At 66.8% G+C, this 17,451-nt stretch carries 17 protein-coding genes; 5 read left to right on the forward strand and 12 right to left on the reverse strand.

Annotation, left to right across the window (positions count from 1 at the left end; genetic code table 11):
- Positions 1–3 precede the first annotated feature (3 nt).
- From sufU to ACW4E8_RS20345, 6 genes are read right to left on the reverse strand one after another with little or no spacing between them, the layout of a single operon-like run.
- Positions 4–450 carry a Fe-S cluster assembly sulfur transfer protein SufU gene (gene sufU, locus ACW4E8_RS20320; RefSeq protein WP_456806175.1) on the reverse strand — a complete coding sequence of 149 codons (447 nt, stop codon included), beginning with the start codon at positions 448–450 and terminating at the stop codon, positions 4–6.
- Positions 450–1,718, reverse strand: a complete 1,269-nt coding sequence (locus tag ACW4E8_RS20325; protein ID WP_456806176.1) for a SufS family cysteine desulfurase — start codon at positions 1,716–1,718, stop codon at positions 450–452. The genes sufU and ACW4E8_RS20325 overlap by 1 nt, the downstream gene beginning before the upstream one ends.
- A complete protein-coding gene (gene sufD, locus ACW4E8_RS20330) occupies positions 1,715–3,058 on the reverse strand; it encodes a Fe-S cluster assembly protein SufD (RefSeq protein ID WP_456806177.1) in 1,344 nt (447 codons plus the stop codon). The genes ACW4E8_RS20325 and sufD overlap by 4 nt, the downstream gene beginning before the upstream one ends.
- Complete coding sequence (sufC, locus tag ACW4E8_RS20335; protein ID WP_456806178.1) at positions 3,055–3,801, reverse strand: Fe-S cluster assembly ATPase SufC; 747 nt, start codon at positions 3,799–3,801, stop codon at positions 3,055–3,057. Before sufC ends, sufD begins: the two co-directional genes overlap by 4 nt.
- A gap of 40 nt (positions 3,802–3,841) precedes the next feature.
- The gene (gene sufB, locus ACW4E8_RS20340; RefSeq protein ID WP_456806179.1) at positions 3,842–5,290 is read right to left on the reverse strand and encodes a Fe-S cluster assembly protein SufB; all 1,449 of its coding nucleotides are present in this window, start codon (positions 5,288–5,290) and stop codon (positions 3,842–3,844) included.
- 31 nt (positions 5,291–5,321) lie between these two features.
- Positions 5,322–5,792 (reverse strand): SUF system Fe-S cluster assembly regulator, encoded by a 471-nt coding sequence (locus ACW4E8_RS20345; protein WP_456806304.1) that lies wholly within the window; start codon positions 5,790–5,792, stop codon positions 5,322–5,324.
- Between the two features lie 158 nt (positions 5,793–5,950).
- Here ACW4E8_RS20345 and ACW4E8_RS20350 point away from each other — a divergent pair, with 158 nt between their 5' ends.
- The 3 genes from ACW4E8_RS20350 to ACW4E8_RS20360 all read left to right on the forward strand — a co-directional run bounded on the left by ACW4E8_RS20350 (position 5,951) and on the right by ACW4E8_RS20360 (position 8,618).
- Positions 5,951–6,661, forward strand: a complete 711-nt coding sequence (locus ACW4E8_RS20350; protein ID WP_456806180.1) for an SDR family oxidoreductase — start codon at positions 5,951–5,953, stop codon at positions 6,659–6,661.
- 331 nt (positions 6,662–6,992) lie between these two features.
- The gene (locus tag ACW4E8_RS20355; RefSeq protein ID WP_456806181.1) at positions 6,993–7,439 is read left to right on the forward strand and encodes a group I truncated hemoglobin; all 447 of its coding nucleotides are present in this window, start codon (positions 6,993–6,995) and stop codon (positions 7,437–7,439) included.
- A 207-nt stretch (positions 7,440–7,646) separates the two neighbouring features.
- Positions 7,647–8,618 (forward strand): Bug family tripartite tricarboxylate transporter substrate binding protein, encoded by a 972-nt coding sequence (locus ACW4E8_RS20360; protein ID WP_456806182.1) that lies wholly within the window; start codon positions 7,647–7,649, stop codon positions 8,616–8,618.
- A gap of 4 nt (positions 8,619–8,622) precedes the next feature.
- Here ACW4E8_RS20360 and ACW4E8_RS20365 read toward each other — a convergent pair whose 3' ends face one another.
- From ACW4E8_RS20365 to ACW4E8_RS20375, 3 genes are all read right to left on the reverse strand, one after another.
- Positions 8,623–9,528: a LysR substrate-binding domain-containing protein gene (locus tag ACW4E8_RS20365; RefSeq protein WP_456806183.1), complete on the reverse strand. Its 906-nt coding sequence runs from the start codon at positions 9,526–9,528 to the stop codon at positions 8,623–8,625.
- Positions 9,529–9,611: 83 nt separating this feature from the next.
- Positions 9,612–10,850, reverse strand: coding sequence for an amidohydrolase family protein (locus ACW4E8_RS20370; protein WP_456806184.1), 1,239 nt, complete (start codon positions 10,848–10,850; stop codon positions 9,612–9,614).
- 1 nt (position 10,851) lies between these two features.
- Positions 10,852–12,177 carry an MFS transporter gene (locus ACW4E8_RS20375; protein WP_456806185.1) on the reverse strand — a complete coding sequence of 442 codons (1,326 nt, stop codon included), beginning with the start codon at positions 12,175–12,177 and terminating at the stop codon, positions 10,852–10,854.
- A gap of 446 nt (positions 12,178–12,623) precedes the next feature.
- Here ACW4E8_RS20375 and ACW4E8_RS20380 point away from each other — a divergent pair, with 446 nt between their 5' ends.
- Both ACW4E8_RS20380 and ACW4E8_RS20385 read left to right on the forward strand, forming a co-directional pair.
- Positions 12,624–12,986, forward strand: a complete 363-nt coding sequence (locus ACW4E8_RS20380; protein ID WP_456806186.1) for a hypothetical protein — start codon at positions 12,624–12,626, stop codon at positions 12,984–12,986.
- A gap of 30 nt (positions 12,987–13,016) precedes the next feature.
- Entirely contained in the window at positions 13,017–13,337 is a 321-nt protein-coding gene (locus ACW4E8_RS20385) for a hypothetical protein (protein WP_456806187.1), read from the forward strand.
- On the opposite strand, the gene ACW4E8_RS20390 is transcribed toward ACW4E8_RS20385, so the two are convergent.
- From ACW4E8_RS20390 to zwf, 3 genes are read right to left on the reverse strand one after another with little or no spacing between them, the layout of a single operon-like run.
- Positions 13,294–14,241: a carbohydrate kinase family protein gene (locus ACW4E8_RS20390; RefSeq protein WP_456806188.1), complete on the reverse strand. Its 948-nt coding sequence runs from the start codon at positions 14,239–14,241 to the stop codon at positions 13,294–13,296. The genes ACW4E8_RS20385 and ACW4E8_RS20390 overlap by 44 nt on opposite strands.
- Before the next feature lie 38 nt (positions 14,242–14,279).
- On the reverse strand, positions 14,280–15,926 hold the full coding sequence (gene pgi, locus ACW4E8_RS20395) for a glucose-6-phosphate isomerase (RefSeq protein WP_456806189.1): 1,647 nt from the start codon (positions 15,924–15,926) through the stop codon (positions 14,280–14,282).
- 24 nt (positions 15,927–15,950) lie between these two features.
- The gene (zwf, locus tag ACW4E8_RS20400; RefSeq protein ID WP_456806190.1) at positions 15,951–17,447 is read right to left on the reverse strand and encodes a glucose-6-phosphate dehydrogenase; all 1,497 of its coding nucleotides are present in this window, start codon (positions 17,445–17,447) and stop codon (positions 15,951–15,953) included.
- Between the last annotated feature and the right edge of the window lie 4 nt (positions 17,448–17,451).

Raw genomic sequence — 17,451 nt, forward strand, 5'->3', positions numbered from 1 at the left:
GTTTTACTCCGTTGAGACCGGCCTGGCGCTGTTCTCCAAAGCGGCTTGCATGGTATGCCAGGCCAGGGTGGCGCACTTCACGCGTGCCGGGAACTCGCGCACGCCGGCCAGGACCTCCAGCTTTCCCATCGGCACCTCGGACTGCCCCGGCGCTCCGGTCACCAGCGCGTGGAAGCCGGAGAACAAGGCCCGCGCCTGTGCCTCGGTCTTGCCCTTGAGCGCTTCTGTCATCAGCGAGGCTGAGGCGGTGGAGATGGCGCAGCCCGAGCCCTCGAAGCTGGCGTCCTCGATCACCCCGTCGCGGATTCTCAGGTACAGCGTCAGCCGGTCGCCGCACAGCGGGTTGAAGCCGTCGGCGCTGCGGTTCGCTGCCGCCAGCCGCCCGAAATTGCGCGGCGAGCGGCTGTGGTCGACGACCACTTCCTGGTAGAGGTTGCGCAGGTCAGACATCAGGCGAATACCTCCTGTGCCGCGCGCACGGCAGCAAACAGTGCATCCACTTCTTCACGCGTGTTGTACAGCGCGAAAGAAGCGCGCACCGTGGCAGGCACGCCGAAGCGCTCCATCACCGGCATGGCGCAATGGTGGCCGGCACGGACCGCCACGCCGTGCTGATCGAGGATGGTGCCGACATCGTGGGGATGGATGCCGTCCAGGGTGAACGAGAGGATGCTCGCCCTGTCGGCAGCCGTGCCGATCATGCGCAGGCCGGCGATCTTCGCTGCCTGCGCACTGGCGTAGGCGAGCAGCGCGTGCTCGTGGGCGGCGATGGCTTCCAGGCCGACCGCGCGCACATACCCGATGGCGGCGCCAAGGGCAATGACGCCGGCGATATTGGGGGTGCCGGCCTCGAACTTGTAGGGAAGCTCGTTGTATGTGGTCTTGCTGAACGTGACCTCGCGAATCATGTCCCCGCCGCCCTGGTAAGGCGGCATGGCATCGAGCAGCGCGGCCTTGCCGTAGAGCACGCCGACGCCGGTGGGGCCGTAAAGCTTGTGCCCGGAGAACGCGTAGAAATCGCAATCGAGGGCCTGTACGTCGACCTTGAGGTGCGGCACGGCCTGGGCGCCGTCGATCAGCACCGGGATGCCATGGGCATGCGCCAGCTCGATGATGTGTCGCACCGGGTTGACGGTGCCAAGCGCGTTGGAGAGGTGCGTCAGCGCGACCAGCCTGGTGCGGGGGCCGAGCAATCGCGCGAACTGCTCCAGCATCAGCTCGCCGGCATCGTTGATCGGCGCCACCTGCAGCAAGGCGCCGGTGCGCTGGCACGCCAGTTGCCACGGCACGATATTGGAGTGGTGCTCCATCGCGCTGATCAGGATCTCGTCGCCCGGGCGCAGGCGCTGGCCGAAAGTTGCCGCCACCAGGTTGATCGCCTCGGTGGTACCGCGCACGAATACGATTTCCTCGCGCCTGGCCGCGTTGATCAAGTCTCGCACCGCGTCGCGCGCGGCCTCGTAGGCATCCGTGGCGCGCTGGCTCAGGGTGTGCACGCCGCGGTGGATATTGGCGTTGAGCGCGCTGTAGTAACGTGCTTCGGAATTGATCACGCTTTGCGGCTTCTGGGTGGTGGCGGCGTTGTCCAGATAGACCAGCGGCTTACCGTTGACGGTCTGGCGCAGGATGGGGAAATCCTGCCGCAGCCGCTCTACCTCCAGGCTGGCGACCGGCAACGCGCGCTCTACGGCCATCAGTTCATGCGCAGCCGTGTTCATGGCAGCTCCTTCACGGGCTCCGGCAGCCGGCCGCGCAGGAGCGCTTCCAGCCGCGTGCGCAATGGGGCAGGGCCGAGCCGTCTGACGATCTCCTCGGCGAAGGCAAAGGTCAGCAGGGCACGCGCCGCGGCATCGTCCATCCCGCGCGAGCGCAGGTAGTAGATCTGCTCGGGATCGAGCTGGCCTACGGTGGCGCCGTGGCTGCATTTGACGTCGTCGGCATAGATCTCCAGTTGCGGCTTGGTGTCGACCTCGGCGTTGTCGGACAGCAGCAGGTTGCGGTTGGACTGGTGGGCATCGCTGTGCTGGGCATCGGCATGCACCACCACCTTGCCATTGAAGACGGCGCGCGAGGCGCCCGCCAGCACGCCCTTATAGAACTCGCGACTCTTGCTGTGCGGGCTGGCGTGGTCGATGCGGGTGTGGTGGTCGATATGCTGCCGCCCGGCGGTCATATACAGCCCGTCCAGCGAGCACTCGGTATGCTCGGCATTCAGCCCGACTTCGATGTCGACCCGCGCCAGGGCGCCGCCCAGGGCGAAGGAACTGGAGGCGCAGCGGCTACCCTGCTGCTGGTCCAGGTTCACGCCGGCGATATGGAAGGCCTTGAGGCTCTCCTGCTGCAGCTTGTGATGTTCGACCTGCGCATCGCGCTCGGCAACGATGTCAGTGATGGTATTGGTGCAATAGCCCAGGCCATCCAGGCCCGCGTGGTGCTCCACGATGCAGACCTGGCTGCCGGCTTGCGCCACCACGAGGTTGCGCGCATGGGTTGCCAGCTCGCCAGCCGTGGCGAGGAACAGCAAGTGGATCGGCTGTTCGGGGACGGTGCCTGCCGGCACGCGGATATAGGCACCGTCGGTCATGAACGCCATGTTCAAGGCGGCGAAACCGGACGCAAAGCCGGACGGGTAGTCGCTTGCGCGACGCAGGAGCAGCGCTTCCAGGCAGTCCGGCGCGCGCTCCAGCGTCGCGGCGAGGCTGGCCAGCTCCATCCCCGCAGGCAGGGCGCCGATGCGCGACCATTGCGGCTGGTGTGCGCCATTGACGAATACCAGCAGGTGCGCGCCGGCCAGGGCGAGCGCCTCAATCCGTGCTGCCACCGCAGCGTCCAGGCCGTCGCCGGCCTGCGGCAGTGCCACGGCAAAGCGGCTTCGCTCGAGTGCGGCCACGCTGGTGTATTTCCAGTCCTCCTGGCGCAGCGTGGGGAACCCGGCCTGGGCGAAATGATCCAGCGCCTGCCGGCGTGCGTGCGCAAGCCAGCCCAGGCGGCGGCCCGGCAGTGCGGCCTCGACGCGGGCGAACTCGGCGAGATAGTGCTCCAGTCCGCTTGCGCTCATGTTGAAGCCTCCATCCCGGCATAGCCGTGCCGCTCCAGCTCGCGCGCCAGTTCGGGCCCGCCGGACCTGGCGATGCGGCCTTGCGCAAGCACGTGAACCTGATCCGGCACGATGTAGTCGAGCAGGCGCTGGTAGTGCGTGACCAGCACAATGGCGCGTTGCGGGCTGCGCATGGCCTCGATGCCCCTGGCGACGATCTTGAGCGCGTCGATGTCGAGGCCCGAGTCAGTCTCGTCGAGAATGGCGAGCCGCGGCTCCAGCACCGCCATCTGCAGGATCTCGTTGCGCTTCTTCTCGCCGCCGGAGAAGCCCTCGTTCACCGATCGGTAAAGCAGGTCCTGGTCCATTTCCATGAGCTGGAGCTTGTCCTTGACCAGGGCGAGAAAATCCATGGCGTCCAGCTCTGGCTGGCCGCGGTGCTTGCGGATCGCGTTGAGCCCCGCCTTGAGCAGGTAGATATTGGAGACGCCGGGGATTTCCACCGGATACTGGAAGGCGAGGAAGATGCCCGCGCGGGCGCGCTCTTCCGGCGGCATGCCAAGCAGGTTGGTGCCATCGTAGAGGACTTCGCCCTCTGTCACGGTAAAGCGGTCGCGCCCGGCCAGTACGTGGGCCAGGGTGCTCTTGCCCGAACCGTTCGGGCCCATGATGGCGTGCACCTCGCCGGCCTTCACGCCGAGGTCGATGCCGTGCAGGATGGGCTTGTCGTCTACGCTGACATGCAGCTTGCGAATCTCAAGCATGGCTGGCTTCTTTCATCCAATGCGCCCTGCGGCGCCACCCTTACCCGATACTGCCTTCCAGGCTCACGCCCAGCAGCTTCTGGGCTTCCACCGCGAATTCCATCGGCAGCTCCTTGAATACTTCCTTGCAGAAGCCGTTCACGATCATCGAGACTGCATCCTCTGCGCTGACCCCGCGGCTCTGGCAATAGAACAACTGGTCCTCGCCGATGCGCGAGGTGGAGGCCTCGTGCTCGACCTGGCCGGTGGCGTTCTTTACCTCGATATAAGGGAAGGTATGGGCGGCGCATTTGTCGCCCAGCAGCAGCGAATCGCACTGCGAGTAGTTGCGAGCGCCGACCGCGCTCCTGGCTATCTTCACCAGCCCGCGATAGGCGTTCTGGCCGTGGCCGGCCGAGATGCCCTTGGAAAGGATGGTGCTCCTGGTGTTCCTGCCGAGGTGGGTCATCTTGGTTCCCGTGTCGGCCTGCTGGTAGTGGTTGGTCAGCGCGACTGAATGGAACTCGCCGACCGAGTCGTCGCCCTGCAGGATCACGCTCGGATACTTCCAGGTGATGGCGGAGCCCGTCTCCACCTGGGTCCACGAAATCTTCGAGCGCGCGCCGCGGCAGTCACCGCGCTTGGTGACGAAGTTGTAGATGCCGCCCTTGCCGTCCTTATCGCCCGGATACCAGTTCTGCACGGTCGCGTACTTGATCTGTGCGTCTTCCAGCGCGATCAGCTCCACCACCGCGGCATGCAGCTGGTTCTCGTCGCGCATTGGCGCGGTGCAACCCTCCAGATAGCTGACGTAAGCGCCCTGGTCGGCGATGATCAGGGTGCGCTCGAACTGGCCGGTGTTGCGGGCATTGATGCGGAAGTAGGTCGACAGCTCCATCGGGCAGCGTACCCCGGGCGGGATATAGCAGAACGAGCCGTCGCTGAACACGGCGGAGTTAAGCGTGGCGAAGAAGTTGTCGGTATAGGGCACGACCGAGCCGAGATACTGCTGCACCAGCGCCGGATGCTCCCGCACCGCCTCGGAAAACGAGCAGAAGATGATGCCGAGTTCGCCCAGTTTCTGCTTGAAGGTGGTGGCCACCGAGACACTGTCGAATACCGCGTCCACCGCCACGCCTGCCAGCAGTTCACGCTCGTGCAATGGCACGCCCAGCTTTTCGTAGGTGCGCAGCAACTCCGGATCGACCTCGTCCAGCGTCGTCGGTCCCGCCTTCTGGGAGTGCGGCGCTGAATAGTAGGCGATCGCCTGGTAGTCGATGGGCGGGTGCTTGACCGTCGCCCAGTGCGGCTCGGACATCGTCAGCCAGTGGCGGAAGGCCTTGAGACGCCACTCCCGCATGAATTCCGGCTCGCCCTTGATGGCCGAGATCATGCGGATCACGTCCTCATTCAGCCCGCACGGCACCGTGTCCGTCTCCACGGGCGTGTAGAAGCCATGCTTATAGCCTTGGCTGATCAGTTCATCGAGCTTGCGTGCCGGGGTTGCCATGTTCTGCCTTCGCTTGCCACTGTCAACTGCATCACAAAATGTCTGCTTGCGGCCCGTTTGTGCGTCGGGCGTGCAAGGCGCCGATGTCCACCGGGTGCAGTACCGGTTGCGCCATATCTGCCAGCGTCACGCCATTCAGTGCGCTAAAGATGACTCGATTGATCGATTGCCAGTTGGCGCGGATGGCGCACAGGCCTTCCTGCGCACACAGGCCGGCAGCGACACTGCACTCGGTCATGCCAGCCGGGCCTTCCATGGCGTCAATCACCTGTGCGATCGAGATCTGTTCCGGCGACCGCGCCAGCAGGTAGCCGCCATTGGCGCCGCGCAACGATTGCAGCAAGTTGTGCCTTGCCAGCGTCTTCAGAATCTTGCTTGCCGTCGGTACCGCCACGCCGATCGCGGCGGCGACCTCGGCCGCACTGTAGATTCGGCCCGGGTTTCGCGCCAAGTGCGTCATGATCACCGTGCCATAGTCAGTCAGCTTGCTTAGTCTGAGCATCGTCGCCACCAGTATTTGCTAATTAGAACCAATTTGGTCCTCATTTGTTCCGGCATCCCGGTTCCAAGTCAGACCGGGATCCGGGGGATCCGCTGGCACAAGGTCGCAGTCGACGGTGTATAGATAATTATCTGCGCCAGCGGCGAGGACACTCAGGCATGGTCAACCAACCCATTACCGTCATCACTGGCGCGAGCCGCGGCTTGGGCCGCGCGGCCACGCGCCGTCTGGCCACAGTTGAAGGCCATCTGGTCGTCGCCACGGCGCGCAAGCCGACGGACCTCGCGGGGCTGGAGTCAGAGCTCCGGCTTGCGGGTCATCCGATCTTATGCCGCCCCCTTGACGTCACGGTGGAAGGCTCGGCGGCCGCGCTGGCCAACTGGCTGACCGAACGCTTCGGTCGCGTGGACGTGCTGGTCAACAACGCTGGTGTTTCGCTCGACCACTACAGCACCAGCTTGCTCGAACTACCGCTCGAGACGCTCCGCTGCACCCTGGAAACCAATCTGTTCGGCGTGCTGAGGACCACCCAGGCGTTGGCGCCGCTGCTGCGTGCCAGCCGCGCGGGCCGGGTGGTCAACCTGGCTTCGGGCATGGGACAGCTGGCGGAGATGGGCAGCGGCGTGCCGGCCTACCGAATCTCGAAAACGGCGCTGAATGCCGTCACGCGCATCCTGGCCGCCGAAATGGCCGATAGCGGCGTCAAGGTCAACTCGGTGTGCCCCGGCTGGTGTCGCACCGACCTGGGCGGCCCCGATGCGCCGCGCTCGCCGGAGCAGGGCATCGACACTGTGATCTGGCTGGCAACGCTGCCCGACGATGGCCCCACCGGGGGCTTCTTCCGCGATCGCCAGCCGATTCCATGGTAGCCCCGGCGGGTTCGCGGCAGCCGCGTCGAAGGCGTCGTACATCAAGTCGCGCGCGGACGTCTATCTGGGCGTGGATCGGGCATCGGGTGGGACATTGGTACGCAATCGTCCAACCATCCCGACCAGCGATCAATGCTGTGACGCGCCTTCGAGCAACCGGATAGCGGCGGATTTCGCTGCTCGGAAGGCCCCTGAAAAAGCCCGGCATTCTGCTATGCTGAACCAGCGGAATCGCCCATGTCAGCAGGCATCGGCAGTTCATCATTGCAGATTGCGCCACCAGTTTTTTTCAAGTCTGTCCGGAATCCGAATCGTACAAGAGGAGACAACCATGCGCATTTCGCCTTCTCTGTACGGCGTTCTGCTGGCCGCATTGATTGGACTCGGCGGTTGCGCCATGCCGGATAAGCCGAAGCCAACCATGCCTTCGTTATACGAACGGCTTGGTGGCATCCAGGCAATTACAGGGGTCGTCGACGATTTTGTTGGAAATGTTGCTGCCGACGCGCGCATCAATGCAAAGTTCGCCACGGCCAATATTCCGCGTCTGAAGACGAGACTGGTTGAACAGATTTGTGCTGGCGCAGGGGGGCCATGCACTTACTCCGGGCGTGACATGAAGACCGCCCATGCCGGCATGGGAATCACCAATGGCGAGTTTGATGCGCTGGTGGAAGACCTGGTGAAGTCGCTCACCAAATTCAAGGTGCCGCCTCAGGAACAGAAAGAGTTGCTCGGCATGCTAGGGCCAATGAGGAAGGATATCGTCTCTCGATAACCCTGCTTTCCCTCAGCCTCGCGTCGGCCCAATGACGACCGGGCTGCGACGCCCTCAGGCATGCGCCCCGCAGGGCTGTCCGCACATACCCTCGGTTGACGTCGAAATTTATGTGCGTAAAATTCAATTCATAAATATGAATATCGGCACGCGCGGAGCGCCGTGCCGGCGCCGGATTTCGACCACCGCCGTCCAGGAGACACCCGAATGAAGCCGTTTTCGCGCCGCCGACTGATGCTGTGCGCCGCCGTGCTGGGCGCGATGCCCGCGCTGGCCTGGAGTGACACCTATCCCAGCAAGCCGATCCGCATGGTGGTGCCGTTTGCGCCAGGCGGGGCCACCGACGTGGTGGCGCGGCTGATTTCGCAGAAGCTCGGCGAAGCGCTCAAGCAGTCGGTGGTGGTGGAAAACCGCCCCGGCGCCAACGGCATCATCGGCACGGACATCGTGGCGCGCGCGGCGCCGGACGGCTACACGCTGCTGCTGAACAGCGCCGGCGCGCAGACCCTCAGCCCGGTGCTGTACAAGGCGGGCTATGAGCCGCTGAAGAGCTTTGCGCCGATCTCGCAGATCAGCAATATCGGCTTCGTGATGGTGGTCCATCCGTCGGTGCCGGCCAAGACCGTGCAGGAGTTCGTGGCGCTGGCCAAGTCCAAGACCAAGCCGCTGAGCCTGTCGGCCGGCAGCAGCATGATCGAGCTGATCGGCGCCACCTTCAAGTCCGCGGCGGGCACGCCGGACGTTGTCAGCGTGTCATACCGCGGCACCGGGCCGCAGATGCAGGCAGTGGTGGCGGGCGAGGTCGACATGACCATCGACCCGTTCAACGGCATGGCGATGATCAAGGCCGGCAAGCTGCGCCCGCTGGCGGTGTTCGCGTCCAAGCGCTCGCCCGCGCTGCCGGACGTGCCGACCATGCATGAGGCCGGCTATGACGGCATGGTCTTCAATTCCTGGGCAGGCCTGCTGGCACCGGCCGGCACGCCCAAGGAGATCGTCACGCGGCTGAACCAGGAAGTGAACCGCATCCTGGCGCAGCCGGAAATCAAGCAGCGCCTGGCCGCGATCGACTATGAGGTGGTGGGTGGCACCCCTGAACAGTTCGCCGCGACCATTGCCGAGGATGCGGCAAGGTGGGCCAAGATTGTCAAGGATACGAACTACAAGGCGGGTTCCTGATGGATCAGGCTGGTGCAGGCGTCGCCTGCCGCACCAGCCAGCTGCGGAACGCGCGCGCCGCGGCCGGTTCCATCCGGTCGCGCGGCCACACCGCGTAGTAGCCGCCGCCCAGGCTGGCGCTGGCGTCGCTGGCGCGCACCAGCAGGCCTTCGCGCAGGCAGGCGTCGATCATATGGCGCCAGCCCAGCACGATGCCCTGGCCTTCCATGGCCAGCTGCAGCAGGATTGGGTACTGGTTGGAGGTCAGCACGTTGCGCAGCGTGGCATCGGGCAGGCCCTGGTTGGCCAGCCAGGTCTGCCAGGACATCCACTGGCGCTGGCCGTCGTCGAGCATCAGCAGCGTTTCACTGGCCAGCGCGGCCGGGCCCAGCGTGCGGCCGTTCAGATAGCCCGGCGCGCACACCGGGAACACTTCCTCGCCATACAGCCGTCGTGCCGCCAGTCCGGGCGGCGGGCCCTCGCGCAGGTAGTACATGCCGATATCGAACTCCGCCGGCGACAGTGACGCCAGGCTGTCGTTGACGGTCAGGCGCAGCTGGATCTCGGGGTGCGCCTCGCGGAACGAGGCCAGCCGCGGCGTCAGCCACAGCACCGCCACGCCGCTGGAGCAGGCCACCGTCAAGGCGGTGTGGCTGCGCACCTTCATCACGTCTTCGGTCGCTTCGGCACAACCCACCAGCAGGCGCTGCACCACCTCGGCATAGCGCTGGCCGCTGACGGTCAGGCGCAGCGCGCGCGGTTCGCGGATAAAGAGCTTGCGCCCGAGAAAGCGTTCCAGCTGGGCCACCTGGCGGCTGATCGCGCTTTGGGTCAGGTGCAGCTCGGCCGCGGCGCGGGTGAAGCTGCCGTGGCGCATCGCGGCTTCAAACGCGACCAGGTTGGGCAGGGGCGGGAGCGGGGAAATGCGCATGGGGGCTTCCGGTCAGAGAAGGCGCCATGATAGACCGCCGGTGAATCCAGATGGAGGCCAGCGGGTGGGGCGCGCCGCCCGGATCAGCCGGCGCGGCGGTGGATGCGGCCGGCCTGCATCACCACGCCCAGGCGCTCGCCCTGGCCGGCGATCAGGCCGATATCGGCCAGCGGGTTGCCGTCGACCAGCAGCAGGTCGGCCAGCGCGCCGGCGCGCACGGTGCCAAGCTCGCCTTCGCGCTGCAGGATGGCGGCCGCGATCGAGGTGGCCGAGCGGATCGCTTCCAGGTTGCCGAGCAGCTCGGCGCGGATGCGGAACTCTTCGGACTGGTGGTCGTGCATCTCGCCCAGCAGGTCCGAGCCATAGCCCATCGGCACGCCGGCATCGGCATAGATGCGCAGCGAGTCGCGGCCGGCCTGGCGCACGGTCTCGATCTTGGCCACGGAGTCGGCCGGCAGGCCCAGGCGGGCGCCGTCGCGCGCGAGCGCGTCGTAGGTGACCAGCGTCGGCACCACGAAGGCGCCGTGCTTGCGCATCTCGTCGGCGGCAGCGCGGTCGACCAGGTTGCCGTGCTCGATGGTGCGCACGCCGCAGCGCACCGCGCGCGTGATGGCGCGGCCGGTGTAGGCGTGGGCCATCACATAGGTCTGTGCGGCTTCGGCTTCGGCCACGATCGCGCGGATCTCGTCTTCGCTGTACTGGGTGTTGCCGATCGGGTCGGTGGGCGAGGCCACGCCGCCCGAGGCCATGATCTTGATCTGGCTGGCGCCCTTCTGGATTTCTTCACGCACGGCCAGGCGCACGGCATCGACGCCATCCACCACGCGCGCGATGGCACCGGCGCGGAAGGCGCACGAACAGGGTTCCAGCACATCCGAGCGCGGACGGAAATCACCATGGCCGCCGGTCTGCGACAGCGCCTTGCCCGACGCAAAGATGCGCGGGCCCGGCACCAGCCCGGTGGCAACCGCCTGCGACAGGCCCAAGTCGGCGCCGCCGGCATCGCGCACGGTGGTGAAGCCGCGCTCCAGCATGCGCTGCATGATCGGCAGCGCGCGGATCGCCACCAGCACGTTGGGCTGCACCGCGTTCAGGCCGAGGTTGGCCAGCGAGGCCAGCACATGCACGTGGCAGTCGATCAGGCCGGGCATCACGGTCTTGCCGCGCGCGTCGATGCGCTGTGCGTTGGGGGCATCGATGGCCGGGCCGACCGCGGCAATCCGGTCGCCTTCAACCAGGACGTCGTGGCCGCGCAGCAGCTCGCCCGTGCCGGGTTCGAGCACATCGCCGCCGTGGAAAAGGATCTGGGGGTTCTGGGACATGTCAGCGTTGTTGCAGGTAAGAAGGTTCGCGCACGAAGCGGGTGCCGACCAGGCTGATGGCGGCGGCGATCATCACATAGATGGCCGGGGCCATGCTGCTGCCGGTGGTGGCGATCAGCCAGGTGATGATGAACGAGGCAAAGCCGCCGAAGATCGTCACCGCGAAGTTGTAGGCCACCGAGAGGCCGGTCGACAGCACGCGCGCCGGGAACAGTTCGGAGAACGCCGCCAGGATCGGGCCGGTGTAGGTGGCGATCAGCACGCCGAACACGAGCTGGAACACCAGCAGCGACGACAGCCCGGGCACACGGTTGATGAAGGCGAACATCGGCCAGGCCAGCGCGAGGATCAGCAGCGCCGAGCCGCTCAGCAGCACGCGCCGCCCGATGCGGTCGGCCAGCAGGCCCACCAGCGGCGCGAACACCATGATGGCGCAGCCGCCCGCCATGCCGGCGATAAAGCCGTCGGCCTGCGGCACCTTCAGCACCTTGACGGCGTAGGTCGGCATGTAGAACAGCAGCACATAGGTGCACACCGTCCACAGGATCACCATCGAGAAGCTGGCCAGGGTCTCGCGCGGGTAGGTTTGCACGATTTCCTTCAGCGGTGAATCGGCGCGTTCGGCGTTGTCGCGGAAGGTCGGGGTTTCATCCAGGTGGTGGCGGATGTAGTAGCCCACCGGGCCGATCACGATGCCCAGCAGGAACGGCAGGCGCCAGCCCCAGCTGTTGAGCGCCTCGGTGCTCAGCGAACTGGTGACGAAGGTGCCCACCGCGGCGCCCAGCAGCACGGCCATGCCGATGCTGGCCTGGATCCAGCTGGAGTAGTAGGCGCGCTGGCGCGCCGGGGCGTACTCAGTCAGGAAGGCGGTGGCGCCGCCCATCTCGCCGCCGGCGGAGAAGCCCTGCATCAGGCGCGCGACCACGATCAGCAGCGGGGCAAAGATGCCGATCTGGTCATAGGTCGGCGCAATGCCGATCAGCGTAGTGCCCAGCGCCATCAGCAGGATGGTCAGCGACAGCGCCGCCTTGCGGCCCACGCGGTCGGCGTAGACGCCCAGCACGATGCCGCCCACCGGGCGCATGAAGAAGCCCACGCCGAAGGTGGCCACGGCCAGCAGCAGCGAACTGAGGTCGTCGCCGGTGGGGAAGAACAGCTTCGCGATGATGACCGCGAAGAAGCTGTAAACGGTGAAATCGAACCACTCCAGGCCATTGCCGATCACCGTGGCGATGATGGCGCGGCGGCGCTGGCTGGGCTGGATGGCGGGCGCCGCAGGCGCTGCCGGTGTGTAGGGTGCGCTCGTGGGCGCAGCGCTGTTTTGCATTGTGTTCCTCCTCAGTGGCAGCTGCCGGGGGCAAGGGCCGGTGTCGTCTCAAGCCGGCCTGGCAGATGGTGCAGCCGATGTTAGGAGAAGGCGGGGCGCAGACGGTAGCGATATCTCCGCATGAATGCATGCGCGTGGCGCATGGCTCGGGTTGACCGCGCCGCCGGCCTGCCGTTACACTGCGCCCCGTTCTTACCAGCGGAGTTATCCGTGGACAGTTGTCCCAGTCATTCTCGCGGAAGGGAAGTTTCCCGGGCCGCCGGGGTGCGCTGAGCCACTGCAGTCTTTCGCTGCAGTGCCGTCGTCGCGTCCTGCAGTGCCCCCCGCGGCCAGGTGCAAGCCTGCGCCCGCCGGTGCCGATCCTCCCTTCCTGTCCTTCAATGTCTTGTCATGGCCTGCGCGTATCGTTGGCGGCCATGTGGCGGTGTTTGCTCAGGAGGGTTGCCATGGTGTGGCACCAGTTTTTCGTGCGTCTGGCCGCAGTGGCCTTCGTGGCCGCGGCCTGCCGGCCGTCGCTTGCGGCCCGGCCGCTGATCACCGACGATGCCCGCATTGTCGATCCCAAGTCCTGCCAGCTGGAATCGTGGATGCAGTTCCAGTCCGGCGGCAATGAGCTCTGGGCGCTGCCGGGGTGCAATCCCACCGGCAACCTGGAGCTGACGCTGGGCGGGTCGCTGCAGCGGATCGATGGCGGGCTGGATGCCACCAATGTGCAGTTCCAGGCCAAGACGCTGCTGAAGGCGCTGGAGACCAACGGTTATGGCATTGCGCTGTCCGGCGGCCTTATCCATCATCCCAATGCCGAGTAACGCAAGCTGTTCGGCAACCTGTATCTCAACGTGCCGGTGTCGGTCTCGTTTGCCGACGACCGCTTCGTCGCGCATCTGAACGTGGGCGCCAACCGCGACACAGAGAACAACCAGACGCGCATGACATGGGGTGTAGGCACGGAGACGGCACTGCACCCGCGCGTGTTCCTGATCGCCGAGACCTTCGGCGAGAACCGCGGCAAGCCGTCATTCCAGGCGGGATTCCGTTTCTGGGTGGTGCAGGACCGCGTGCAGGTCGATACCACCTACGGCAATGTGTTCGGCGGCGGTACCGGCGCGCGCTTCTTTACGATCGGGCTGCGGCTGCTGTCGCCGGCGTTCCTGCCGTAGCCGCCAGCAGCGCATCCACTTCCTGCCGCAGCGGGGGATACGCGCCGGCACGGGTCGCGGCGACAGCTGCCGCAGCCGAGGCAAGGCGCGCCTGCGCGGCAAGATCGGGAGCATTGCCGAGCACGCCGGCCATCCAGCCCCCCATCGCTGCGTCGCCGCAGCCGACGGTATCGACCACATCCACCCGCATCGCCGGCTGCTCGAAGGCGGCACCGCCCTTGAGCAGAGTCATGCCGTGCGCGCCGCGCGTCAGCATCACGGTGGCATCCGGCGCCATCGCCAGTACCCGCGCCAGCGCCGCGCTGGTGTCGAGCGCCGGGAACAGCCCGGCCAGGTCTTCATCGGAAATCTTGAGGTAGGTGGCCAGTCCCAGCATATGGGCCAGCACCTCCTGGTAGCCGGGCGTGCGCATCAGGTCGCGGTAGTTGGGGTCGAAGGCGATCCGTTTGCCGTCGCGCGCGGCCTGCGTGGCCTCCTCGCACAGCCGTGCCGCCAGCGGCTGGCGCACCAGGCTGATCGAGCCGAAATGGACCACCTGCGCGGCCTGCCGCCAACCCGCCGGCAGGCGCGCCGGATCGAAATGCAGGTCAGCGCTGTCGTCGCCGACAAAGAAGTACTGCGGCGGATGGCGCGAGGCCACAAAGGCCAGGAACGGCGAGCGCGCCACCCGCTGCAGGAAGCGGCTGTCCAGGCCGGCGTCAGCGCTGGCCTGGGCCAGGTCATCGCCGAACAGGTCCTGGCTGACGGCTCCCGCAAAGGCGGTCGCAATGCCCAGCCGGGCGCCCACGCGCGCCACGTTCCAGCATGAGCCGCCGGGCAGGCCCAGCCAGCTGCCGTCGGCCTGGCGGACCATGTCGGTCAGGGCTTCGCCGAACACGACATAGCGGGGAAGGGGCGTGGACATCGGAGTCTCCTGTGTTGTCGTGTGTTGTCTGCTGCGGGTCAGCCCGCGGCCGTTGCCCGCACTGCCTGGGCGCGGCGGATCAGTGCGGCGGTCGAGGCATCATGCGCGGCGGCGCCGGCCGTGCCTTCCAGTTCGCGCTGGATCGGCGCGGCCAGCTTCTTGCCGAGTTCCACGCCCCACTGGTCAAAGGAATTGATCTGCCACAGCGCACCCTGCACGAAGGTGCGGTGTTCCGACAGCGCCAGCAGCGCGCCCAGGTGGTACGGGTCCAGCCGCTGCAGCAGCAGCGTATTGCTGGGCCGGTTGCCCTCGAATACCAGGTGCGGCACCAGCGCTTCGTCGCGCACGCCTTCGGCGCGCACTTCGTCGGCGGTGCGCCCGCGCAGCAGCGCTTCGCCCTGTGCAAAGCAGTTGGCCAGCAGCTTGGTATGGTGGCCGGGCAAGTCGCTCACTGGTTCCAGCGTGGCGATGAAGTCTGCCGGAACCAGCTGCGAGCCCTGGTGCATCATCTGGAAGTAGGCGTGCTGGCCGTTGGTGCCGGTGGTGCCCCACACCACCGCGGCCGAGCCCGCATCGAGCGCGCCGCCGTCAAGCCGCACGGACTTCCCGTTGCTTTCCATTTCCAGTTGCTGCAGGAAGGCCGGCAGCAGTTCCAGCGGCTCGCAGTAGGGCGCCACGCAGCGGCTGCCGGCACCGAGGAAGCTGCGGTACCAGACGTCGAGCAGGCCCAGGATCATCGGCAGGTTGCGCTCGGGCGGTGCGCTGGCGAAATGCAGGTCCATCGCGCGCGCGCCGTCCAGCAATTGCCGGAAGCGCTCGAAGCCGATGGCCGCGGCGATCGACAACCCCACCGCGGACCACAGCGAGAAGCGTCCGCCCACCCAGTCCCAGAACGGGAACATATTGGCCGGGTCGATACCGAAGTCGGCCACCGCATCGCGGTTGGTCGACACCGCCACGAAATGCCGCGCCAGCCCGGCACGGGTGACGCCCTGCTGCAGGAACCAGTCGCGCGCGGTGCAGGCGTTGGCCATGGTTTCCAGCGTGGTGAAGGTCTTGGAGCAGACGATCACCAGCGTGGTGGCGGCATCCAGCCCGGACAGCGTGCGTGCCAGATCGCTGCCGTCGACATTGGCGACAAAGTGCATGCGCGGGCCGGTGGTCTGCGCGTCGGCCTGCGCATCTGCCAGGGCGCGGCAGACCATGCGCGGGCCCAGGTCCGAGCCGCCGATGCCGATATTGACGATGTCGGTGATCGTGCGGCCATCGGACCCGGTCCAGGCGCCACTGCGCACCGCGCCGGCAAAGCGCTCCATCTGCGCCAGCACCGCGGCGACGTCTGCGCCAACGGGCACGCCGAGCGCGCGATAGCCGTCCTCTGGATAGGCGCGCAGCGCGATGTGCAGTGCGGCGCGGTGCTCGGTGGTGTTGACCGGTTCGCCGCCGAACATGGCGTCGCGCCGCTCGGCCACGCGTGCCTGGCCCGCCAGGGTGAACAGCAACGCCAGCGTTTCGTCGGTGATGCGGTTCTTGGCGTAGTCCAGCGTCAGGCCGCAGGCTTCGGCGGTGAAGCGCTCGGCGCGCAGCGGGCCGCGCGGGCCGTCGAACCAGTCGCGCATATGGGTGCCGCGCAGGGTGTCGGCGTGCGCGCGCAGGGCTTGCCAGGCGGGTAGGGAAGTGGTCATCTCAGATATTCCGCAGTACGTGGGCTACATCTCTTCATGCCAGGCCATGCCGTCTCGCGACAGCAGGGCGCTGGAGGCCGCCGGGCCCCAGGTGCCGGCGGTGTAAGGCTTTGGCGGCGTGGGGGAGTTCTCCCACGTCTTCAGGATGGGCGCGACCCAGCGCCACGCCTGCACCTGCTCGTCGCGCCGCACGAACAGGCCCAGCCGGCCGCGGATCACGTCGAGCAGCAGGCGCTCGTACGCGCCCACGCGCCGTACACGTGGGGCGGCAGTGTTCAGCTGAAGGTCGAGGGACGCGGGAATCAGTGCCTGCGTGTCGCCCGGTTGCTTGGTCAGGAAGTACAGCCGGATGCTTTCCTCGGGCTGCAGCGTGATCACCAGCCGGTTGCCGGACATGACCCCCAGCGGATGCGGGAACAGCGGATAGGGCACGTCGTGGAAATGGATCACGATCTCCGCCACGCGCGACTGCATGCGCTTGCCGGTGCGCAGGTAGAACGGCACCCCGGCCCAGCGCCAGTTGGCGATCTCGGCGCGGATGGCGACGAAGGTCTCGGTGCGGCTGTCGGGCGCGATGCCGGGCTCATTGGCATAGCCGGGCACGGGGTCGCCGCCCGCTGCGCCACGGGCGTACTGCCCGCGCACTACCTTCTCGGCAACGTCTTCCGGCCGGATTGGCCGCAGCGCCTTCAGGATCTTCAGCTTCTCATCGCGGATGGCGTCTTCCGACAGGCTGGTAGGTGGCTCCATCGCGACCATGCACAGCAGCTGCAGCAGGTGGTTCTGCACCATGTCGCGCAGCGCGCCGATGCCGTCGTAGAAGTTGCCGCGGCGCTCCACGCCCAGCTCTTCGGCGATGGTGATCTGCACCTGGCGCACCCATTCGCGCCGCCACAGCGGCTCGAACAGTACGTTGCCAAAGCGCACCGCCATCAGGTTCTGCACCGACTCCTTGCCCAGGTAGTGGTCGATCCGGTAGATCTGGTCCTCGGCAAAGTGCCGCGCCACTTCGGCGTTGATGGCCTCGGACGAGGCCAGGTCGTGCCCGAGCGGCTTTTCCAGCACGATGCGGCTGCGCTGGCCGGTCAGGCCCACGCGCGCCAGTTGCTCGCAGATGGTGACGAACAGGTGCGGGGCCGTGGCCAGGTAGAAGACCACCACCGGCGCCGCGCGCGCATTGACCAGCTCGGCCAGCGCATCGAAGCCGGCATCGGCGTTGGCATCCACCTGCAGGTACACGATGCGGTCGAGAAAACCCTGCCAGGCTGCGGCCGCTGCGTTGCCCGCCAGCGCTGGCAGCACTTCGTCGTCGAGCATCGCCAGGTAGGCGTCATGCGACAGCGGCTGGCTGCCGAGTGCCAGGATGCGCCCGCGCGGATGCAGCGAGCCAGCGGCGTGGGCATCGAACAGCGCCGGCAGCAGCTTGCGCCGCGCCAGGTCGCCGGTGGCGCCGAACAGTACAAAATCGAACTCCGGGGCAGGTTCAGGCACCGGAGCGCCGGCAGGGTGGCTAGCCATCATGGAT

It is taken from the genome of Cupriavidus sp. CP313 (assembly GCF_054072015.1).